Genomic DNA, 22,116 nt, shown 5'->3' with positions numbered 1-22,116 from the left:
ACTCTCCTTCTGTTAAGCGGAGTTATACGAAGCACAATCGCTCTTGTACAGCGAAAATCCCGGCAAATAGACTATTTTTCATGAATGTTAGCTCAACGGATTCTCTTAAGATCCTGTTAAGAACCTTATGGTGAAATAGCTGCCGTAAACCGACACATTCATGGAAAAGAGGTGAAATATGAAAAAATCTGCAGCCCTGTTAGCTATCATCGCTCTGGCCGCCACGCCGGTTCTTGCCGCTCAGCAAGGTGGCTTTGTTGACCCGAATGCGCCATCCGCGCAGGTGAAGTCCGGTGGTTTCAAAGCCGATAACACCAGCGTTGTCACGGTGAAACAGGCAGAAGAGATGAAGGACGATAGCTGGATCACCGTGCGCGGTACGCTTGAGAAGCAAATCGGTGATGAGGATTATCAGTTCCGTGATGCCACCGGCACCATGAAGGTCGAGATCGATCATAAACGCTGGAACGGTTTGACCATCACGCCGAAGGATCAGGTAGAACTGACCGGCGAACTGGATAAAGATTTCAACTCCATCGAACTGGACGTGAAACAGGTGCGTAAACTGCCTTAATCCCTGCTTCGGGGCCGCAGCAGCGGCTCCAACATCCTACCAAACTCAAATTCTCTCTGGCTCAAGCGAAACGTTTCGATGGCGATCACATTTCCGTGATGCCGCCATTGAGTTGCCGTGCGCATTTTATACACTCCCGAACAGCGAAACGTTTCGCTGTGGAGTGGAATAAATGAAAAAAGGTCGCTTGTTAAACGCTGAAGTCTCTCATGTGATTGCTCGCCTGGGGCACACCGATACGCTGACGATTGCAGATGCAGGCTTGCCGATTCCGGCTGGTCCACAGCGCATCGATCTGGCGTTAACGCCGGGTACGCCCGAATTTTTACAGGTGGTTGAGGTTGTCACGCAGGAGATGCAGGTCGAAAGCGCCCTGATGGCGGAGGAGATTAAGCAGCACAATCCGCAGCTCCACAGCGCACTGCTCGCCGTGCTCGAAGCCTTGCAACAGCACCAGGGGAATATCATCACCATTCGTTACACCAGCCATGAACAATTCAAACAACAAACGCAGCGTAGTCAGGCGGTCATTCGCAGCGGAGAGTGTTCTCCGTATGCGAATGTCATCCTGAGCGCCGGCGTGACCTTCTGAGGCCGCTATGCAACCGTTACTGCAACTCAAAGGGATTGAAAAGTCGTTTCCTGGCGTAAAGGCGCTGAATGGCGCATCGCTCGCCGTTTATCCAGGACGCGCAATGGCGCTGGTGGGCGAAAACGGCGCGGGCAAATCCACCATGATGAAAGTGTTGACTGGCATTTACAGCATGGATGCCGGTTCCATGCAGTGGCTTGGTCAGGATGTGGCGTTTTCTGGCCCGAAAGCGTCGCAGGAAGCGGGTATTGGCATTATCCATCAGGAACTTAACCTGATTCCGCAACTGACCGTCGCCGAGAATATCTTCCTTGGCCGCGAATTTGTTAACCGCTTTGGCCGCATCGAATGGAAAAAGATGTACGCCGAGGCGGATGAGCTATTAAAGCGCCTCAATCTGCGCTTCAGCAGTCATAAGCTGGTGGGCGATTTGTCGATTGGCGATCAGCAGATGGTCGAGATCGCCAAAGTGCTCAGCTTCGAGTCGAAGGTCATCATTATGGATGAACCGACCGATGCGCTGACCGATACCGAAACGCTGTCGCTGTTCCGCGTCATCAACGAACTGAAAGCGCAGGGCTGCGGCATCGTCTATATCTCGCACCGCATGAAAGAGATCTTCGAGATTTGCGATGACGTCACCGTGTTCCGCGATGGGCAGTTTATTGCCGAGCGCGCGGTGTGCGATCTCAGCGAAGAGAGCCTGATCGAGATGATGGTCGGCCGCAAGCTGGAAGATCAATATCCACGTATCGATCAGCAGCCGGGTGAGATCCGCTTAAAAGTTGAAAACCTCAGCGGCCCGGGCGTTGATGACGTCAGCTTTACGCTGCGCAAAGGGGAAATCCTTGGCGTGTCGGGCCTGATGGGCGCGGGACGTACCGAACTGATGAAAGTGCTGTACGGCGCGCTGCCGCGCAGTAAAGGTAAAGTCACGCTGAATGGCCGCGAAATCACCACCCGCTCCCCGCAAGACGGATTGGCGAACGGCATCGTTTATATCTCCGAAGATCGTAAGCGCGATGGTTTGGTGTTGGGCATGTCGGTGAAAGAGAACATGTCGCTGACCGCGCTGCGCTATTTCAGCACCGGCGCGGGCAACCTGAGACACAGCGACGAGCAGTTGGCGGTGGGCGATTTTATCCGCCTGTTCAACGTCAAAACTCCTTCAATGGAGCAGCCGATTGGCCTGCTATCCGGCGGTAATCAGCAAAAAGTAGCGATTGCGCGCGGCCTGATGACGCGCCCGGATGTGTTGATTCTTGATGAGCCAACACGCGGCGTCGATGTCGGGGCAAAAAAAGAAATTTATCAGTTAATTAATCAGTTTAAAGCCGAAGGGCTGAGCATCATTTTGGTGTCGTCGGAAATGCCGGAAGTGCTGGGCATGAGCGATCGCATCGTGGTGATGCATGAAGGCCATCTGAGTGGCGAATTTTCCCGTGAGCAAGCTACCCAGGAATCCCTGATGGCGGCGGCAGTCGGTAAGCAACACAGCGAGGAGTTAGTTGTATGAGCACCCAAACCTTACCCGCCAGCCGTCGCTGGTTCAGCAAAGCCTGGCTGCTGGAGCAGAAATCACTGATTGCATTGATCGTGCTGATCGCCGTGGTTGCCAGCCAGAGCCCGAACTTCTTCACGCTGGCCAACATGTTCAACATTCTGCAGCAGACCTCGGTCAACGCCATTATGGCGGTCGGCATGACGCTGGTGATTCTGACTTCAGGTATTGATCTGTCGGTGGGCTCGCTGCTGGCGCTGACTGGCGCGGTGGCGGCATCGATTGTCGGATTAGAAGTCAATGCGCTGGTGGCCGTTGCGGCTTCGCTGGCGCTGGGAGCGGCGATTGGCGGTATTACCGGCGTGATTGTGGCGCGCGGCAAGGTGCAGGCTTTCATCGCCACGCTGGTGATGATGCTGCTGCTGCGCGGCGTCACCATGGTTTACACCAACGGCAGCCCGATCAATACCGGCTTCAACGATAACGCCGATCTGTTTGGCTGGTTCGGTATCGGTCGTCCGCTGGGCATCCCAACGCCGGTGTGGCTGATGGTCGCGGTGTTTGGACTGGCGTGGTACATGCTGCATCACACGCGGCTTGGTCGTTACATCTATGCGTTGGGTGGCAACGAAGCGGCGACGCGCTTGTCGGGCATCAACGTTAATCGCGTCAAAATCATCGTTTATTCGCTGTGCGGCCTGCTGGCGGCATTGGCGGGCACCATCGAGGTGGCGCGTCTCTCTTCCGCACAACCTACCGCGGGCACCGGTTATGAACTGGATGCGATCGCGGCGGTGGTGCTGGGCGGTACCAGCCTGGCGGGCGGCAAAGGTCGCATCATGGGCACGCTGATTGGTGCGTTGATCCTCGGTTTCCTGAACAACGGCCTGAATCTGATGGGCGTATCGTCTTACTACCAAATGATTGTTAAAGCCGTCGTCATTCTGCTAGCGGTGCTGGTGGATAACAAAAGCAGTAAATAACTCTGACCTTCACACAGGATTTAAAAATGAAAAAGTTAACTGCATTGGCCGTCATTCTTGGCGCCACCCTCAGTGCTGGCGCAATGGCAAAGGACACCATTGCTCTGGTGGTTTCAACCCTGAATAATCCGTTCTTTGTGTCTCTGAAAGATGGCGCACAGAAAGAAGCTGACCAACTGGGTTATAACCTCGTGGTGCTGGATTCGCAGAACAACCCAGCGAAAGAGCTGGCGAACGTGCAAGATCTGACGGTGCGCGGCACCAAGCTGCTGCTGATTAACCCAACCGATTCTGATGCGGTGGGTAACGCCGTTAAGATGGCAAACCAGGCGAATATTCCGGTGATCACGCTGGACCGCGTGGCAGCACAGGGCACCGTAGTGAGCCACGTGGCTTCTGACAACCGTTTCGGCGGCAAAATGGCCGGTGACTTCATCGCCAAAAAACTGGGTGATGGCGCGAAAATTATTGAACTGCAAGGCATTGCCGGTACGTCTGCGGCGCGTGAGCGTGGCGAAGGCTTTAAACAAGCGGCTGATGCGCACAAATTCAACATCCTGGCGAGCCAGCCTGCTGACTTCGACCGTACTAAAGGTCTGAACGTAATGCAGAACCTGTTGCAGGGACATCCGGATGTGCAGGCCGTCTTCGCTCAGAACGACGAAATGGCGCTGGGCGCGCTGCGTGCGCTGCAAACTGCCGGGAAAACCGACGTGCTGGTGGTGGGCTTTGACGGCACCGCTGACGGTGTGAAAGCTGTCGAATCAGGTAAACTGACCGCCACTGTGGCTCAGATGCCAGACAAGATTGGTGTGATTGGCGTGCAGACTGCCGATAAAGTATTGAAAGGCGAAAAGGTGCAGGCGGTTAATCCGGTTGACCTGAAGCTGGTTACCAAATAATAAGTAAAGAAAAGCAGGGCAACGCGCCACCGTCCTGGTGGCGCATCTTTCTGGATGAATCCCAATGACCACAAGCGCAAAACTGGCCGTTCTCGGCAGCATCAATGCCGATCACATCCTTAACCTCGCCCACTTTCCACGTCCGGGCGAAACGGTGATCGGGAAACAGTACCAAATTGCCTTTGGCGGCAAAGGGGCCAATCAGGCGGTGGCTGCCGGTCGTGCCGGTGCAGACATTGCCTTTATTGCCTGCGTAGGCGCCGATGATATCGGCGAGCGCATTCGTCAGCAGTTGCAGCAAGACCGTATTGATACCGCACCGGTTGAAACCGTCGCTGATGAATCGACCGGTGTAGCGATGATCTTCGTGAATGGCGAAGGCGAAAATAATATCGGCATCTATTCCGGTGCCAATGCCGCGCTGACGCCGACTCGCGTTGCGCAGCACCAGCAAGTGATTGCCGATGCCGATGCGTTGCTGATGCAGCTGGAATCTCCGCTGGAAAGCGTTCTGGCCGCCGCGAAGATTGCCCGCGCGCAGCAGACGCAAGTGATCCTGAATCCCGCGCCGGCCACCGCGCTCTCTGATGAACTGCTCGCGCTTATCGACATCATCACGCCAAATGAAACCGAAGCAGAAATTCTCACCGGCATTGCGGTGAAGAGCGATGAAGATGCCGCGCGTGCTGCTGCGGCATTGCATGCCAAAGGTATCGATACCGTGTTAATCACTTTAGGCCGTCGCGGTGTGTGGCTGAGTGAGCAAGGCAATGGCGTGCGCATTCCGGGCTTCAGCGTGCAGGCCATCGATACTATTGCGGCGGGTGATACCTTCAACGGTGCGTTTATTACCGCACGTCTGGAAGGTGTGCCAATGCACGATGCCGTACGTTTCGCCCATGCCGCTGCCGCGATTGCGGTAACGCGTCCGGGCGCGCAGCCCTCAGTGCCGTGGCGCACTGAGATCGACGCCTTCCTGCAGCAACAGGGCTAAGCGCTTGGCTACCATGAAAGATGTCGCCCGCCTGGCGGGCGTCTCGACCTCCACCGTTTCACACGTCATTAATAACAATCGCTTTGTCAGCGAGCAGGTGCGTGAAAAGGTGGATCAGGCGATTCGCGAGCTTAACTATGCGCCGTCCGCGCTGGCGCGCAGCCTGAAGATCAAACAAACCCGCACCATCGGCATGCTGCTGACCGCCAGCAGTAACCCGTTCTATTCCGAAGTGGTGCGCGGCGTGGAAAACAGCTGCTACGAACGCGGCTACAGCTTGATTCTGTGTAATACCGAAGGCGATGAAGAACGTATGAATCGCAGCCTCGAGACGCTGATGCAAAAGCGTGTCGATGGTTTGTTAATGATGTGCACCGAAACCCACCTGCCTTCAGCGGAGATCCTCAATCGCTATCCGTCGGTGCCGATGGTGATGATGGACTGGGCCCCATTTGAAGGGCGCGGCGACATTATTCAGGATAACGCGCTGCTCGGCGGCGAGCTGGCAACTCAGCATCTTATCGATCGCGGCTATACGCGTATTGCCTGTATTGCCGGCCCGCAGGATAAAACCCCCGCGCGTTTGCGTCTTGAGGGCTTCCATAAAGCGATGGCCAACAGCGGATTGGCGGTTCCGTCGGGTTATGTGGTTGATGGCGATTTTGAGTTTCAGGGCGGCTTCAACGCCATGAATCAATTGCTGACGCTGGATACGCTGCCAGAAGCGATCTTTACCAGCAACGATGCGATGGCGGTTGGCGTCTATCACGCCTTGTTCCAGGCTGGATTGCGTGTGCCGCAGGATATTGCGGTGATGGGCTATGACAACATTGAGCTGGCGCGTTACCTGACACCGCCGCTTAGCACCATTCATCAGCCGAAAGATGAGTTAGGTGAACTGGCGATTGATACTTTGATTCATCGTATGAGCGATCCCGACGCCAGTCAGCAAACGCTGGTGTTGACGCCGGAGCTGGTGGAGCGCGGTTCGGTCTAAGCCGTTTTCTTCTTTTTCTCGCGGTTGGCGATCAGATTACGACCATCGCCCGGACGTAACATCATAAAGGTAAAGGCTGACAACACTGTGACGACACCCATCGTCAGGAAGGTGGCGTGGAATTGCGCGACGGTTGTAGCCTCGACATCCTGATAGAAACGCAGCACTGCGGCGCTCACTGCTACGCCAAAGCTGATCGACAGCTGTTGCGTTACCGCCAGCACACTGTTCCCGCCGCTGGCGTTCTCATCATTTAAATCCGCCAGCGTGATGGTGTTCATCGCGGTGAACTGCGTAGACATCGCCATCCCCAGAATCAACAGTGCCGCCAGCAACATCACCACGCTGCCTCCCGGCGATTGCAGTGAGAAGGTGGCGATCAATATGCCAATGATGATGGTGATACCAACCAGCGTATGGCGATAACCGAAGCGGCGCAGCACTTGCGTCACCGTGGATTTCGCCAGCAGCGCGCCAATCGCCGTCGGTCCCATCATGCAACCGGCAATCAGCGCGGGATAACCAAAGCCCACTTGCAACATCAGCGGCATCAGGAACGGGATGCAGCCGGTTCCCAGACGTGAAGCGATGTTGCCAATGATGCCGACCGAGAAGGTGCGGGTTTTAAACATTGGCAGATTAATCAGCGGTGCCGGATGGCGGCGCGCGTGCACTATATAAAGAAGAAGCAATGCAATGCCGCTAAACAGCACCAGCAAAGCTTGCCATGGCAATACCACGCGCTCGCCGAACAGTTCGATGCCGACCGAGATCAACACCAGACCCAAACCAAACAGCAGGAAGCCTGAAAAGTCGAAGCGGCGTTTTGGGGTAGTGAAGTCCGGCATATATTTGCGTGCGTAAAAGATGCCGGCGATACCGATGGGAATGTTGATGAGGAATATCCAGTGCCAGCTGGCGTAGGTCACTAACAATCCGCCCAGCATCGGGCCGAGAATGGGCCCCACTAAACCCGGCATGGTAACGAAGTTCAACACCGGCAGCAGTTCACTGCGCGGATAAGCGCGTAATAGTGCCAGGCGCGCGACGGGCATCATCATCGCTCCGCCAATCCCTTGCACCACGCGCGAGACCACTAACATGCTCAATGACCCGGATAAGGCACAGGCCAGCGAACCCAGCGTAAATAGCGATACCGCAAGAATGAAGATTTTGCGTGTGCCGTAACGATCGGCCAACCAGCCACTCACCGGGATCAGCATTGCCACCGTTAGCGTATAACTGATGATGGCGGATTGCATGGCTAAAGGAGAACGTTCAAGGCTGGTGGCGATAGCAGGAAGCGCAGTATTCAGGATGGTGGCATCAAGTGCTTGCATGAAAAACGCCATGGCGGCGATCCAGGGCAAGCCGGCCATACTGCGCGCGGAGCGAATCATTGAAAGTCCTTCTCGAATAATTGTCAGCCTGCGACAAAGAAATTACGTTTGGTTAAAGAGAATAGCATTGGTGTTTAAGGTGATGGCGCTGATTTGTGCCGATGAAGCGGCGATTTTGACTGATTCTTCGCCTGGAAATGTCTGTTTTTAACGCGTTCGTTTAAAAAAGAGGCGCTCAGTCATTTTTTTGCAATTAACCCTTGTCACCTCCGAATAACTCCCTATAATGCGCCACCACTGAGACGGCAAAGCGGCAACGCAGACGGCTCAGCAGGGAGTGAAGAAATTCATCCCGCCGGATGAAAACGCTGAAAAAAGTGTTTGACTCCGAAGGAGAGTAGCGTAATATACGCCACCTCGCGACAGGCGGTTCGGCCGCTGTTCGCAACGCTCTTTAACAATTTATCAGACAATCTGTGTGGGCACTCGCAGGATTGATATCAGCGTCTCCGGACGTAAAAAATATCAAAGCCTCACGAGTGAACACATAATGAAATTCATTATGACGTTTTACAGATGAGCACCGCTGAACTTGTTTCAGCAAATCAAACTTAAATTGAAGAGTTTGATCATGGCTCAGATTGAACGCTGGCGGCAGGCCTAACACATGCAAGTCGAACGGTAGCACAGAGAGCTTGCTCTCGGGTGACGAGTGGCGGACGGGTGAGTAATGTCTGGGAAACTGCCCGATGGAGGGGGATAACTACTGGAAACGGTAGCTAATACCGCATAACGTCGCAAGACCAAAGTGGGGGACCTTCGGGCCTCACACCATCGGATGTGCCCAGATGGGATTAGCTAGTAGGTGGGGTAATGGCTCACCTAGGCGACGATCCCTAGCTGGTCTGAGAGGATGACCAGCCACACTGGAACTGAGACACGGTCCAGACTCCTACGGGAGGCAGCAGTGGGGAATATTGCACAATGGGCGCAAGCCTGATGCAGCCATGCCGCGTGTATGAAGAAGGCCTTCGGGTTGTAAAGTACTTTCAGCGGGGAGGAAGGCGGTGGAGTTAATAGCTTCACCGATTGACGTTACCCGCAGAAGAAGCACCGGCTAACTCCGTGCCAGCAGCCGCGGTAATACGGAGGGTGCAAGCGTTAATCGGAATTACTGGGCGTAAAGCGCACGCAGGCGGTCTGTCAAGTCGGATGTGAAATCCCCGGGCTTAACCTGGGAACTGCATTCGAAACTGGCAGGCTAGAGTCTTGTAGAGGGGGGTAGAATTCCAGGTGTAGCGGTGAAATGCGTAGAGATCTGGAGGAATACCGGTGGCGAAGGCGGCCCCCTGGACAAAGACTGACGCTCAGGTGCGAAAGCGTGGGGAGCAAACAGGATTAGATACCCTGGTAGTCCACGCCGTAAACGATGTCGACTTGGAGGTTGTTCCCTTGAGGAGTGGCTTCCGGAGCTAACGCGTTAAGTCGACCGCCTGGGGAGTACGGCCGCAAGGTTAAAACTCAAATGAATTGACGGGGGCCCGCACAAGCGGTGGAGCATGTGGTTTAATTCGATGCAACGCGAAGAACCTTACCTACTCTTGACATCCAGAGAACTTAGCAGAGATGCTTTGGTGCCTTCGGGAACTCTGAGACAGGTGCTGCATGGCTGTCGTCAGCTCGTGTTGTGAAATGTTGGGTTAAGTCCCGCAACGAGCGCAACCCTTATCCTTTGTTGCCAGCGGTTCGGCCGGGAACTCAAAGGAGACTGCCAGTGATAAACTGGAGGAAGGTGGGGATGACGTCAAGTCATCATGGCCCTTACGAGTAGGGCTACACACGTGCTACAATGGCGCATACAAAGAGAAGCGACCTCGCGAGAGCAAGCGGACCTCATAAAGTGCGTCGTAGTCCGGATCGGAGTCTGCAACTCGACTCCGTGAAGTCGGAATCGCTAGTAATCGTAGATCAGAATGCTACGGTGAATACGTTCCCGGGCCTTGTACACACCGCCCGTCACACCATGGGAGTGGGTTGCAAAAGAAGTAGGTAGCTTAACCTTCGGGAGGGCGCTTACCACTTTGTGATTCATGACTGGGGTGAAGTCGTAACAAGGTAACCGTAGGGGAACCTGCGGTTGGATCACCTCCTTACCTGAAGATACCTTCCCGCGCAGTGCTCACACAGATTGTCTGATAAAAAGTAATGAGCAAGACGGCTGCGAAGTCGTGACACTACTCGTGTCCCCTTCGTCTAGCGGTTAGGACTCCGCCCTTTCACGGCGGCAACAGGGGTTCGAATCCCCTAGGGGACGCCACTTGCTTGGTGACAGGTGAAAGGTGTCTCCACGAAGTATCTCAAAACTGGCTTAACCGTCATGTTTGAGATATTGCTCTTTAACAATCCGGAACAAGCTGAAAATTGAAACGACGTGTTGGTTCATTTCTCCGTAATAAGAAATGAATAACAACATGTTCGAGTCTCTCAAATGCTTGCAGTCCGCAGCGTTGCAAAACGCCTGTGGGTTGTGAGGTTAAGCGACTAAGCGTACACGGTGGATGCCCTGGCAGTCAGAGGCGATGAAGGACGTGCTAATCTGCGTAAAGCGTCGGTAAGGTGATATGAACCGCTACAGCCGACGATGTCCGAATGGGGAAACCCGGTGCACTCAGTGCATCATCGCAACATGAATACATAGTGTTGCGAGGCGAACCTGGGGAACTGAAACATCTAAGTACCCAGAGGAAAAGAAATCAACCGAGATTCCCCCAGTAGCGGCGAGCGAACGGGGAACAGCCCAGAACCTGAATCAGTTTGTGCGTTAGTGGAAGCGTCTGGAAAGTCGCGCGATACCGGGTGATAGCCCCGTACACGAAAGTGCACATACTGTGAGTTCGAAGAGTAGGGCGGGACACGTGGTATCCTGTCTGAATATGGGGGGACCATCCTCCAAGGCTAAATACTCCTGACTGACCGATAGTGAACCAGTACCGTGAGGGAAAGGCGAAAAGAACCCCGGCGAGGGGAGTGAAACAGAACCTGAAACCGTGTACGTACAAGCAGTGGGAGCCTCATTTATGGGGTGACTGCGTACCTTTTGTATAATGGGTCAGCGACTTATATTCTGTAGCAAGGTTAACCGTATAGGGGAGCCGCAGGGAAACCGAGTCTTAACCGGGCGTTAAGTTGCAGGGTATAGACCCGAAACCCGGTGATCTAGCCATGGGCAGGTTGAAGGTTGGGTAACACTAACTGGAGGACCGAACCGACTAATGTTGAAAAATTAGCGGATGACTTGTGGCTGGGGGTGAAAGGCCAATCAAACCGGGAGATAGCTGGTTCTCCCCGAAAGCTATTTAGGTAGCGCCTCGTGAACTCATCTTCGGGGGTAGAGCACTGTTTCGGCTAGGGGGCCATCCCGGCTTACCAACCCGATGCAAACTGCGAATACCGAAGAATGTTATCACGGGAGACACACGGCGGGTGCTAACGTCCGTCGTGAAGAGGGAAACAACCCAGACCGCCAGCTAAGGTCCCAAAGTCATGGTTAAGTGGGAAACGATGTGGGAAGGCACAGACAGCCAGGATGTTGGCTTAGAAGCAGCCATCATTTAAAGAAAGCGTAATAGCTCACTGGTCGAGTCGGCCTGCGCGGAAGATGTAACGGGGCTAAACCATGCACCGAAGCTGCGGCAGCGACGCTTAGGCGTTGTTGGGTAGGGGAGCGTTCTGTAAGCCGTTGAAGGTGTCCTGTGAGGGGTGCTGGAGGTATCAGAAGTGCGAATGCTGACATAAGTAACGATAAAGCGGGTGAAAAGCCCGCTCGCCGGAAGACCAAGGGTTCCTGTTCAACGTTAATCGGAGCAGGGTGAGTCGACCCCTAAGGCGAGGCTGAAAAGCGTAGTCGATGGGAAGCAGGTTAATATTCCTGCACTTGGTGTTACTGCGAAGGGGGGACGGAGAAGGCTAGGTTATCCGGGCGACGGTTGTCCCGGTTTAAGCGTGTAGGCTGATATCTTTGGTAAATCCGGGATATCTTAAGGCTGAGGCGTGATGACGAGCCACTACGGTGGTGAAGTAACTGATGCCCTGCTTCCAGGAAAAGCCTCTAAGCTCCAGGTAACACGAAATCGTACCCCAAACCGACACAGGTGGTCAGGTAGAGAATACCAAGGCGCTTGAGAGAACTCGGGTGAAGGAACTAGGCAAAATGGTGCCGTAACTTCGGGAGAAGGCACGCTGGCGCGTAGGTAGAGGGACTTGCTCCCCGAGCCGAAGCCAGTCGAAGATACCAGCTGGCTGCAACTGTTTATTAAAAACACAGCACTGTGCAAACACGAAAGTGGACGTATACGGTGTGACGCCTGCCCGGTGCCGGAAGGTTAATTGATGGGGTTATCCGCAAGGAGAAGCTCTTGATCGAAGCCCCGGTAAACGGCGGCCGTAACTATAACGGTCCTAAGGTAGCGAAATTCCTTGTCGGGTAAGTTCCGACCTGCACGAATGGCGTAATGATGGCCAGGCTGTCTCCACCCGAGACTCAGTGAAATTGAAATCGCTGTGAAGATGCAGTGTACCCGCGGCAAGACGGAAAGACCCCGTGAACCTTTACTATAGCTTGACACTGAACATTGAGCCTTGATGTGTAGGATAGGTGGGAGGCTTTGAAGCGTGGACGCCAGTCTGCGTGGAGCCAACCTTGAAATACCACCCTTTAATGTTTGATGTTCTAACGTAGGCCCGTAATCCGGGCTGCGGACAGTGTCTGGTGGGTAGTTTGACTGGGGCGGTCTCCTCCCAAAGAGTAACGGAGGAGCACGAAGGTTGGCTAATCCTGGTCGGACATCAGGAGGTTAGTGCAATGGCATAAGCCAGCTTGACTGCGAGAGTGACGGCTCGAGCAGGTGCGAAAGCAGGTCATAGTGATCCGGTGGTTCTGAATGGAAGGGCCATCGCTCAACGGATAAAAGGTACTCCGGGGATAACAGGCTGATACCGCCCAAGAGTTCATATCGACGGCGGTGTTTGGCACCTCGATGTCGGCTCATCACATCCTGGGGCTGAAGTAGGTCCCAAGGGTACGGCTGTTCGCCGTTTAAAGTGGTACGCGAGCTGGGTTTAGAACGTCGTGAGACAGTTCGGTCCCTATCTGCCGTGGGCGCTGGAGAATTGAGGGGGGTTGCTCCTAGTACGAGAGGACCGGAGTGAACGCACCACTGGTGTTCGGGTTGTCATGCCAATGGCATTGCCCGGTAGCTAAGTGCGGAAAAGATAAGTGCTGAAAGCATCTAAGCACGAAACTTGCCCCGAGATGAGTTCTCCCTGACTCCTTGAGAGTCCTGAAGGGACGTTGAAGACTACGACGTTGATAGGCCGGATGTGTAAGCGCAGCGATGCGTTGAGCTAACCGGTACTAATGACCCGTGAGGCTTAACCTTACAACGCCAGAGGCGTTTTGGTCTGAGAGACCGGATTTTCAGCTTGTTTTACGGATTAAAGATTTAGCGGAAGCGAATGTTATTCGTTTTTGCACAAAGAATTTGCCTGGCGGCTTTAGCGCGGTGGTCCCACCTGACCCCATGCCGAACTCAGAAGTGAAACGCCGTAGCGCCGATGGTAGTGTGGGGTCTCCCCATGCGAGAGTAGGGAACTGCCAGGCATCAAATAGTGAAGAAGCCCCGAACGAAAGTTCGGGGCTTTTTTACGTCCGGATATTAGTAAAAAAACCACTATTTCAACTCTTCTTCAGCCACTGAACAATAAAATCAGCAACCTGCATTGGTTGATTAATATCCAATACCGGCAAATTCACTTCTAAATTTTCATCAGTAGCGATTGCAATCACATACTGATCCAGCAAATCCTCAACCTTACCTTTAACGCCACGCCGCCAAAGTGCAATTTTGGGGACCGCCTCATCTTTAAAACCCTCTACCAGCACCAGATCTAACGTCGAGCTATCCATCTGCGAAGCTAATTGCATCAGATTTAACGGTTTATCGAGTGTTTCAACCATTAACGCCCAGCGTTGATTACTGGCGACAATCACTTGGTCCGCCCCAGCTTTGCGCAGCAAATAGCTGTCTTTCCCCGGCGTATCGATATCCATCTGATGATGTGTGTGCTTAATTAAGCCTGAGCGAATCCCCCGAGCTTTGAGCAGCGGGATAACTTGCTCGAGCAAGGTCGTTTTTCCGGTCCCGCTCCACGCGGCAATAGCCAGTAAGCGCACGCTCATAAACACTTTTCCTCATTGACGAGGTCGTCTGGCGTATTGATATTGCGGAACGCAGATTCTGGATCCGAAAACGCAACGGCATGCCCGCCATGCTCATGTAAAAACTGCATTAAGCGTCTCTCGCCGCGCAGTAGCCAGGCTTCAAGATCATCAGCGAGCGCACGATTGACCAGCGCTAAGGCTGGATGATCACGCAGGGAAGACTTCACCCACACTGCGGGCGCATCATTACGCTGCTGCCATAGACGCGCGACGAAATCATTGGGGATCCATGGCGTATCGCAAGCGCAGAAAGCGACCCATTCGGTTTCACTGTTGCGTAAACCACTAAGCATGCCGGCCAGCGGTCCGGGATAATCGGGCAATGAATCGGTAACAACCTGACAACCACTTGCCTGATAGCGATCAATGTTACGGTTAGCGCTTATCAACACAATATTGACCTGCGGCCGGAATCGCCGCAAAACGTGCTGATAAAGTGGTTCGCCCTGTAACATCAACAACCCTTTATCCTGGCCTCCCATACGGCTGCCTTGACCACCCGCGAGGATCACGCCAGTAAATGCTGTCATCTTCGTCTCCTTGCTTCATTCTGGACGATACTTACTGAGCGGCAGCGTACCATCTGCATAAAGGAATCAATGATGAAATATCACCGACTCAATGAACTGCTCGAGCTCCTGCAACCCGCATGGCAAAAGGATGCCGATCTCAACTTACTGGCATTTTTGCAAAAACTGGCGCAGGAATCTGGTTTCAGTGGCCCATTAAGTGAATTAACCGATGATGTATTGATTTACCATCTCAAAATGCGTAACACAGACAGCCAGAGTGTCATACCCGGCCTGAAAAAGGATTATGAAGTGGATTTCAAAACCGCGCTATTACGTGCACGCGGTGTGATTAAGGATGATGAGTAATGTTATCCTTGCGCATTAATCGCAAAGGTAACACACAGGCCAAATGATGAGCGAAGCCGCCTTTAATTTCCAGACGTTGAATCCCGATGTCATCCTTGATGCACTTTGGGATGCGGGTCTGCGTGTCGAATCAGGCTTAACCGCCCTCAATAGCTATGAAAACCGCGTCTATCAGTTCAGCGATGATGATAAACGCCGCTATGTGGCTAAGTTTTATCGTCCGCAGCGCTGGAGCGCGCAACAGGTCCTCGAAGAGCATCAGTTCACTCAGGATTTATTAGAGGATGAAGTGCCGGTTGCCGCGCCGATCGTTCTGCAGGGCAGTACGCTGAATCATCATGCCGGCTTCATGTACGCGGTCTTTCCCAGTTTAGGTGGACGGCAATATGAAACCGATAACGAGGATCAGATGGAATGGGTTGGCCGCTTTCTGGGTCGCATCCATCAAACCGCAAAGCAAAGCCTATTTCAGCAGCGACCAACTATCGGCCTTGAAGAGTATGTGTTTCAACCGCGTCGGGAGCTAGAGCAAAGCGCGTTAGTACCGGCTTCACTCAAAGACTTACTGCTTGCTGCCGTTGATAAGCTCAGCGCAACGCTGCAGCAGCGCTGGCATAGCCAGTGGCAGCCGTTAAGGTTGCACGGCGATTGCCATCCCGGCAATATTCTGTGGCGTGAAGGCCCGATGTTTGTCGATCTTGATGATGCCCGTAATGGACCTGCAGTGCAGGATTTGTGGATGCTGGTCAATGGCGATCGTCAGGAACAGTTGATTCAATGGGACATTTTGCTGGAAGCCTATAATGAATTCGGTGATTTTGATTTACATGAATTGTCACTGATTGAACCTTTACGCGCTATGCGCATGGTTTATTATTTGGCCTGGGTGGTACGCCGCTGGCAGGATCCCGCTTTTCCGCGCGCCTTCCCCTGGATGACAGATGAGGATTTTTGGCGCCGGCAGATTGCATTATTTATCGAGCAGGAAAGGCTGCTACACGAACCGCCGTTGCAGCTTAGCCCGCAATATTAATGAAGTACTCAGGAGATTGTTTCACGATGAAAAAGATCATGTTTGCGCTGGTAGGTTTAATGCTGGCATTTGGCGCCTCAGCGGCACAGTTCAACGATGGTAAGCAGTTCGTTACTTTGCCAAAGCCAGTAGCGGGTGAGCCGCAGGTTCTGGAGTTCTTCTCCTTCTTCTGCCCACATTGCTACCAGTTCGAACGCGTTTATCACGTGAGCGATGCAGTGAAAAAGAACCTGCCGGCGGACACGAAAGTGACCAAATACCACGTTGATTTCCTTGGCGGTCAATTCGGTCCGGTTGTCACTCAGGCATGGGCTGTTGCCATGGCGCTGGGCGTAGAAAGCAAAGTTACTGCACCGATTTTCGACGGTATTCAGAAAACCCAAACCGTGACCGATGCAGCAAGCCTGAAAGAGACCTTTATTAAAGCGGCGGGTATCTCTTCAGAGGATTACGATGCAGCGTGGAACAGCTTCGCAGTAAAAGCGCTGGTTGCCCAGCAGCAGAAAGCGGCAGCAGACGTCAACCTGCAAGGTGTGCCAGCAATCTTTGTTAATGGCAAATATATGGTTAACAACGGTGGCCTGGATACCAGCTCAATGGACAACTTCGTTGCTGATTACGCCAACGTAGTGAAGTTCCTGGTAGAAAAGAAGTAATTTAGTTTTAAGAACGCCGGCACTGCCGGCGTTTTTTATTGCCTTTTTCGTGTTGCTTATACGATGTATTTATTAACCCTCCGCTTAATATCCACATGGACGATCGTCTTTTCATTAGGACGGATAAGGTCACAGTAAGTATTTAACTAACTGATATAATTTAATTTTTAATATTAAAGTAATTACAATTAACGTAAATAACAATACGTTATGATTTTTACGCACAAACTTATCCACAGATTGATCCTTGCGATCCGTGCCGCGTAACGACGAAAAAGATCCTGACTTCCCCGAGTGCATTCAACATTCTCCTCCGGTTGTGGCATCCTTATAGCCCTCATTATCGCAACGAAGAAAATACGAACCTATGGCGCAAATTGCAGAAAATCCCCTGATTCTGGTCGACGGCTCATCTTATCTGTACCGTGCATATCATGCCTTTCCGCCGCTAACGAACAGTGCAGGCGAGCCAACTGGCGCCATGTATGGTGTGCTCAACATGCTGAAAAGCCTGTTGATGCAGTATCAGCCAAGCCATGTGGCTGTGGTCTTCGATGCGAAAGGCAAAACTTTCCGCGATGAGCTCTTTGAGCACTACAAATCGCACCGTCCGCCGATGCCAGACGATCTGCGAGCGCAGATTGAGCCGCTACATGAAATGGTCAAAGCGATGGGCCTGCCGCTGTTGGCGGTCTCTGGCGTTGAGGCGGATGATGTCATCGGTACGCTGGCGCTAGAGGCGGAAAAACTCGGGCGCCCAGTGTTGATCAGCACCGGCGATAAAGATATGGCGCAGTTGGTGACGCCTGCGATCACCTTGATCAACACCATGACCAATACCGTGCTTGGTCCGGAAGAGGTCGAGCAGAAATATGGCGTGCCACCAGCGTTGATTATCGATTTCCTTGCCATGATGGGCGACAGCTCGGACAACATTCCGGGCGTGCCGGGCGTTGGTGAGAAAACCGCACAGGCGCTGCTGCAAGGCTTGGGTGGTATGCAGTCAATCTATGACAATCTCGATAAAGTGGCCGATCTCTCGTTCCGCGGCGCGAAAACCATGGCGGCGAAGCTGGAGCAAAATCGCGATGTCGCTTTCCTGTCTTATCAGCTGGCAACCATCAAAACCGACGTTGAATTGGATCTGACGTGCGATCAGCTTGTCGTCAATGAACCCAATGTCGAAGCACTGCAAACCTTGTTTAGCCGCTATGAATTTAAGCGCTGGATCACCGATTTGCAGGATGGCTCATGGCTGCAACAAGGTAAAAAGAGCAACGCGCAGACTAAGAAAGCGCAGCTCAGCGAACCTGCTGCGCCCGCTGCCGAAGCGACCAGCGTGCTCCCTGCGGATGGCTACGTCACTATCCTCGATGAAGCGACATTTGCTGAATGGCTGAAAAAGCTGAAAAGCGCCGAGCTCTTCGCTTTCGATCTTGAGACCGACTCGTTGGATACCTTAAGCGCCAATATTGTCGGTATTGGGTTTGCCGTCGCGCCGGGTGAAGCGGCTTATCTGCCGGTCGCCCACGATTATCTGGATGCGCCAGATCAGCTGGATCGTAGCGAAGTACTGAAGCAGCTAAAACCGCTGCTGGAAGATGGCAAAGCGGCGAAGGTTGGCCAGAATCTCAAATACGATCGCGGCGTGCTGAAGAATTACGACATTGAACTGAACGGCATCAAATTCGACACCATGCTGGAATCCTATTGCCTGAACAGCGTGGGTGGAAAACACGATATGGATAGCCTGGCCGCGCGCTGGCTGAACCATAAAACGGTGACTTTCGAAGAGATCGCGGGCAAAGGCAAAAACCAGCTCACTTTTAACCAAATTGCTATCGAGCAAGCCGGCCACTATGCGGCGGAAGATGCCGATGTCACGCTGCAATTGCATCTGAAAATGTGGGAGAAGCTGGAGCCGGAAGCGGGACCGAAACAGGTATTTGAAGAGATCGAAATGCCGTTGTTGAAGGTGATATCGCGTATTGAGCGCAACGGCGTGCTAATTGACCAGAATATCCTGGCGAAACACTCGCAGGAGCTGACCACGCGTGTGGCAGAGCTGGAGCTGAAAGCGCACGAGCTGGCGGGCGAACCGTTCAATCTCTCGTCACCTAAACAGCTGCAAACCATTCTGTTTGAAAAGCAGGGAATCAAGCCAACCAAGAAAACGCCGGGTGGCGCACCGTCGACCAGCGAAGAGGTGTTGGCTGAGCTGGCGCTCGATTATCCACTGCCGAAAGTGATTCTTGAACATCGTGGTTTATCGAAGTTGAAATCAACTTACACCGATAAGCTGCCACTGATGATCAATCCGGTTACCGGCCGCGTGCATACTTCCTATCATCAGGCGGTAACCGCGACAGGACGACTCTCGTCTACCGATCCCAATCTGCAGAATATCCCGGTGCGCAACGAAGAAGGGCGTCGTATTCGTCAGGCGTTTATCGCCGGGTCGGGCAATCGTATTGTTGCTGCGGACTACTCACAGATTGAACTGCGCATCATGGCGCATCTGTCGCAAGACAAAGGCCTGCTGGATGCGTTTGCTCAGGGCGAAGATATCCACCGCGCCACCGCGTCAGAAGTGTTTGGTGTAGCGCTAAGCAAAGTATCGGGTGAGCAGCGTCGCAGTGCCAAGGCGATCAACTTTGGCCTGATCTACGGGATGAGCGCATTTGGTCTTTCCCGCCAGCTCAATATCGGCGCGGGTGAGGCGAAGAAGTATATGGATCTCTACTTTGAACGTTATCCGGGCGTGTTGCGTTATATGGAAGAGACGCGCGCGAAGGCGGCAGAGAAAGGCTATGTAGAAACGCTTGATGGTCGTCGCTTGTGGCTGCCTGATATCACCTCCAGTAATGCCATTCGTCGTAAAGCGGCGGAGCGTGCGGCGATCAACGCCCCAATGCAAGGCACGGCGGCAGACATCATCAAACGCGCGATGATTGCGGTGGATGGCTGGCTGTTAGAGCAAAAAGACGATGCTGTGCGCATGATTATGCAGGTACACGATGAACTGGTGTTTGAGATCCGCAGCGACGCAGTAGATAGCTCAATTAAGACCATTCGTGACCTGATGGAGAACAGCATGAAGCTGGATGTGCCATTGCAGGTTGAAGTCGGAACCGGCGATAACTGGGATGAGGCGCACTGATTACGCGCATTCAGCGGCACTTGCGTGTCGCTGACATCATCATAAGAAAAAAGTTTACTTAATCGGTTCAGCAACTCCACAAAGCGGTCTATTAAATGCGCGTTTTGTAACTGCTTATCGGCTAAGCATTTTTTTAGTAATTAAACTACATCGCACACGTGAAAGTGTGATGAGCTTAGTAAAAAAGATGTCAAATCCTGAAACTTAACAACAAAAAACCCTTTGTAGGGCGCGGAAAATCAGGTAGAGTTTGTCGCGTAGGGTACAGAGGTAAGATGTTCTATCTTTCAGACCTTTTACTTCACGTAATCGGATTTGGCTGAATATTTAGCCGCCCCAGTCATTTATGACTGGGGCGTTTTTTATTGGGCTTTTTCGCAAAAGCCGCAACAAAATTACTCTGCTGTTTCTTCGCCGTCGCCTTCTTGCGCAGGCTCCAGTTCGCTAAACCAGCTGTCCAGCTTCTTACGCACAATATCAACGCCCATCTTCTTCAATGACGAGAACATTTCTACCTGCACATCACCGTTAAAGGCCAGCGATGCTTCGCGTACCATCGTCAGTTGTGCTTTACGCGCGCCTGATGCCAGCTTGTCGGCTTTGGTCAGCAAGACCAGCACGGGAATCTGGCTCTGTACAGCCCATTCAATCATGTTCTGATCGAGGTCTTTCAGCGGATGGCGAATATCCATCAATACCACCAAGCCTTTCAATGCCTGGCGTTTCTGTAAATATTCCGCCAGAGACTTTTGCCATTTGCGCTTCATCTCTTCCGGAACCTGGGCATAGCCATAACCGGGTAAATCGACCAGACATTTACCTTCAACCACTTCAAACAAGTTGATCAGCTGAGTACGACCTGGCGTTTTACTGGTACGTGCCAGACCCTTTTGGTTGGTGATGGTGTTCAGCGCGCTGGATTTGCCTGCATTCGAGCGCCCGGCAAAAGCAACTTCAATACCCACATCCGCCGGTAAATGGCGAATATCCGGGGCGCTGAGCATGAAATGGGTCATGTGATAGTTCAAAGCAGACAAAGTGAAACTCCAGCAAAATGAATCGGGCAATTGGGCTGATTATACCTGTAATGGCGCAAAAGTGCCCGATAGCGTCTAAACGCGTCATTTTGTAAGAGATCTATGATTTTTACTGCCAGTGATTACCGCTTCATGGAATATTAACAATCATTTTATGCATTTAATTTCAATGGCTTGAGATGTTTGTAGGAAATGCCACTCTAAAATAGAGACAAGTCTCACTTGTTCATTTTACCTATTAGTCTACATTTGTTGTCAGTGCACGGCAGCACCCATCAGGATGATGAGCTCAGGAGTGTCGGGGATGACCAAGAGCATGGCGGGAAGCGATTCAGGCAGGAATCGGACAAGGACAGGGAATAATCGCAGGAGCGATGTGGCGATGGAGCAACCGGGACGTTGTGAGCCGTAAAGGATTTATTCAGTGTTTCCTTCGTATGAAGGTGCGATAAAAGGCGATAGCATAGGCTATCGCCTTTTTTCTTTGCTTACTTTCTGCTAGATTTCGCCGCAATTCTATACTGAACTCACAAAGCACCGCCGAGACCGGACACCATGAAGCAACCTGCATCAGCCCCGCGTGGCAAACCTGCTGCGAAAGCCAAACGCAAATCGCGTGAAGACCTTAATCAGGAAGCGCGCGATCGCAAACGCGATAAAAAGCATAGCGGCCATAAATCTGGCAGCCGTGCAAATCCTGAAACGCAAACCGCTGGCAAAGGTCAGGGTAAAAAAGCTCAGGATCCACGTCTGGGCAGCAAAACGCCGATCGCATTAGTCGCTGATGGTAAAACCCAGCCGGCGAAAAAACCTGAAGCGAAACCAAAGCCAAAAGCGGAAAAAGTTCGCCTGACGCCGCAAGAAGAGCTGGCGAAGTTGGAAAATGACGAACGTCTGGATACGCTGCTGGATCGTCTGGAAAACGGTGAAACCCTGAGTGGCGAAGATCAGGCCTGGCTGGATCAAACCTTAGACCGCATTGACGAGCTAATGGAAACGCTGGGCATCGCGTTGGATGACGAAGCGGAAGATGAGCAGGCCGAAGAAGATATGATGCGCCTGCTCAAAGGCAATTAAGGCCAATCTTGATCGGCATGCGTTTTCGCGCATGCCGCGCTGAACAGGTATTCACCTATGTTTTGGCCTGGATCAATTTTCGCGCTGCTGCTGACATGTTATCTGCTCTGGT

The 22,116-nt window shown here is 52.8% G+C and carries 18 protein-coding genes, 1 tRNA gene and 3 rRNA genes; 18 read left to right on the top strand and 4 right to left on the bottom strand.

What is annotated here, in order from left to right; genetic code table 11:
* Window positions 1–178 precede the first annotated feature (178 nt).
* The 7 genes from ACXIZX_RS19135 to rbsR all read left to right on the top strand — a co-directional run bounded on the left by ACXIZX_RS19135 (window position 179) and on the right by rbsR (window position 6,543).
* Window positions 179–574, top strand: coding sequence for a YgiW/YdeI family stress tolerance OB fold protein (locus ACXIZX_RS19135; RefSeq protein WP_008106749.1), 396 nt, complete (start codon window positions 179–181; stop codon window positions 572–574).
* A gap of 172 nt (window positions 575–746) precedes the next feature.
* Entirely contained in the window at window positions 747–1,166 is a 420-nt protein-coding gene (gene rbsD / locus ACXIZX_RS19130) for a D-ribose pyranase (RefSeq protein ID WP_323275650.1), read from the top strand.
* A gap of 7 nt (window positions 1,167–1,173) precedes the next feature.
* A complete protein-coding gene (gene rbsA, locus ACXIZX_RS19125) occupies window positions 1,174–2,682 on the top strand; it encodes a ribose ABC transporter ATP-binding protein RbsA (RefSeq protein WP_479404730.1) in 1,509 nt (502 codons plus the stop codon).
* Window positions 2,679–3,650 (top strand): ribose ABC transporter permease, encoded by a 972-nt coding sequence (rbsC, locus tag ACXIZX_RS19120; protein ID WP_008106756.1) that lies wholly within the window; start codon window positions 2,679–2,681, stop codon window positions 3,648–3,650. The genes rbsA and rbsC overlap by 4 nt, the downstream gene beginning before the upstream one ends.
* A 26-nt stretch (window positions 3,651–3,676) precedes the next feature.
* Window positions 3,677–4,552, top strand: coding sequence for a ribose ABC transporter substrate-binding protein RbsB (rbsB, locus tag ACXIZX_RS19115; RefSeq protein WP_008106759.1), 876 nt, complete (start codon window positions 3,677–3,679; stop codon window positions 4,550–4,552).
* 64 nt (window positions 4,553–4,616) lie between these two features.
* Window positions 4,617–5,546 carry a ribokinase gene (gene rbsK / locus ACXIZX_RS19110; RefSeq protein ID WP_179452920.1) on the top strand — a complete coding sequence of 310 codons (930 nt, stop codon included), beginning with the start codon at window positions 4,617–4,619 and terminating at the stop codon, window positions 5,544–5,546.
* A gap of 4 nt (window positions 5,547–5,550) precedes the next feature.
* Entirely contained in the window at window positions 5,551–6,543 is a 993-nt protein-coding gene (gene rbsR, locus ACXIZX_RS19105; RefSeq protein ID WP_369689754.1) for a ribose operon transcriptional repressor RbsR, read from the top strand.
* On the opposite strand, the gene mdtD is transcribed toward rbsR, so the two are convergent.
* Window positions 6,540–7,943, bottom strand: a complete 1,404-nt coding sequence (gene mdtD / locus ACXIZX_RS19100) for a multidrug transporter subunit MdtD (protein ID WP_479404729.1) — start codon at window positions 7,941–7,943, stop codon at window positions 6,540–6,542. The two genes, rbsR and mdtD, sit on opposite strands and share 4 nt — an antisense overlap.
* Between mdtD and ACXIZX_RS19095 the strand changes: the two genes are divergently transcribed.
* From ACXIZX_RS19095 to rrf, 5 genes are all read left to right on the top strand, one after another.
* The gene (locus ACXIZX_RS19095) at window positions 7,882–8,094 is read left to right on the top strand and encodes a hypothetical protein (RefSeq protein WP_196761414.1); all 213 of its coding nucleotides are present in this window, start codon (window positions 7,882–7,884) and stop codon (window positions 8,092–8,094) included. The two genes, mdtD and ACXIZX_RS19095, sit on opposite strands and share 62 nt — an antisense overlap.
* A 402-nt stretch (window positions 8,095–8,496) precedes the next feature.
* Window positions 8,497–10,036: ribosomal RNA gene (locus tag ACXIZX_RS19090) — 16S ribosomal RNA — on the top strand.
* Between the two features lie 89 nt (window positions 10,037–10,125).
* Window positions 10,126–10,200, top strand: a tRNA-Glu gene (locus ACXIZX_RS19085).
* Window positions 10,201–10,414: 214 nt separating this feature from the next.
* Window positions 10,415–13,321 (top strand): 23S ribosomal RNA (locus tag ACXIZX_RS19080).
* 105 nt (window positions 13,322–13,426) lie between these two features.
* A 5S ribosomal RNA gene (rrf, locus tag ACXIZX_RS19075) occupies window positions 13,427–13,542 on the top strand.
* Together the 16S, 23S and 5S rRNA genes with 1 tRNA gene alongside form the textbook arrangement of a ribosomal RNA operon.
* Before the next feature lie 75 nt (window positions 13,543–13,617).
* Here the strand turns inward: rrf and mobB are convergent.
* Both mobB and mobA read right to left on the bottom strand, forming a co-directional pair.
* Window positions 13,618–14,121, bottom strand: a complete 504-nt coding sequence (gene mobB / locus ACXIZX_RS19070) for a molybdopterin-guanine dinucleotide biosynthesis protein MobB (RefSeq protein ID WP_479404728.1) — start codon at window positions 14,119–14,121, stop codon at window positions 13,618–13,620.
* Window positions 14,118–14,693: a molybdenum cofactor guanylyltransferase MobA gene (gene mobA / locus ACXIZX_RS19065; protein ID WP_479404727.1), complete on the bottom strand. Its 576-nt coding sequence runs from the start codon at window positions 14,691–14,693 to the stop codon at window positions 14,118–14,120. The genes mobB and mobA overlap by 4 nt, the downstream gene beginning before the upstream one ends.
* Before the next feature lie 72 nt (window positions 14,694–14,765).
* Here mobA and ACXIZX_RS19060 point away from each other — a divergent pair, with 72 nt between their 5' ends.
* The 5 genes from ACXIZX_RS19060 (at window position 14,766) to spfP (ending at window position 20,213) form a co-directional block, all read left to right on the top strand.
* Window positions 14,766–15,041 carry a YihD family protein gene (locus ACXIZX_RS19060; RefSeq protein ID WP_479404899.1) on the top strand — a complete coding sequence of 92 codons (276 nt, stop codon included), beginning with the start codon at window positions 14,766–14,768 and terminating at the stop codon, window positions 15,039–15,041.
* Between the two features lie 46 nt (window positions 15,042–15,087).
* On the top strand, window positions 15,088–16,074 hold the full coding sequence (locus tag ACXIZX_RS19055) for a serine/threonine protein kinase (protein WP_479404898.1): 987 nt from the start codon (window positions 15,088–15,090) through the stop codon (window positions 16,072–16,074).
* A 26-nt stretch (window positions 16,075–16,100) separates the two neighbouring features.
* On the top strand, window positions 16,101–16,730 hold the full coding sequence (gene dsbA, locus ACXIZX_RS19050) for a thiol:disulfide interchange protein DsbA (protein ID WP_008109808.1): 630 nt from the start codon (window positions 16,101–16,103) through the stop codon (window positions 16,728–16,730).
* A gap of 367 nt (window positions 16,731–17,097) precedes the next feature.
* On the top strand, window positions 17,098–19,890 hold the full coding sequence (gene polA, locus ACXIZX_RS19045; RefSeq protein ID WP_479404726.1) for a DNA polymerase I: 2,793 nt from the start codon (window positions 17,098–17,100) through the stop codon (window positions 19,888–19,890).
* 275 nt (window positions 19,891–20,165) lie between these two features.
* Window positions 20,166–20,213 carry a small protein SpfP gene (gene spfP / locus ACXIZX_RS19040; protein ID WP_071892919.1) on the top strand — a complete coding sequence of 16 codons (48 nt, stop codon included), beginning with the start codon at window positions 20,166–20,168 and terminating at the stop codon, window positions 20,211–20,213.
* 72 nt (window positions 20,214–20,285) lie between these two features.
* Here spfP and yihA read toward each other — a convergent pair whose 3' ends face one another.
* Window positions 20,286–20,927, bottom strand: a complete 642-nt coding sequence (gene yihA / locus ACXIZX_RS19035) for a ribosome biogenesis GTP-binding protein YihA/YsxC (RefSeq protein WP_008109805.1) — start codon at window positions 20,925–20,927, stop codon at window positions 20,286–20,288.
* Window positions 20,928–21,482: 555 nt separating this feature from the next.
* Between yihA and yihI the strand changes: the two genes are divergently transcribed.
* Window positions 21,483–22,004 carry a Der GTPase-activating protein YihI gene (gene yihI, locus ACXIZX_RS19030; RefSeq protein WP_008109804.1) on the top strand — a complete coding sequence of 174 codons (522 nt, stop codon included), beginning with the start codon at window positions 21,483–21,485 and terminating at the stop codon, window positions 22,002–22,004.
* Window positions 22,005–22,116 lie beyond the last annotated feature (112 nt).

The organism is Candidatus Pantoea symbiotica (assembly GCF_056491525.1).
Note: the sequence above shows the minus strand (reverse complement) of the source record. Positions and strands in the feature narration are given on the sequence as shown.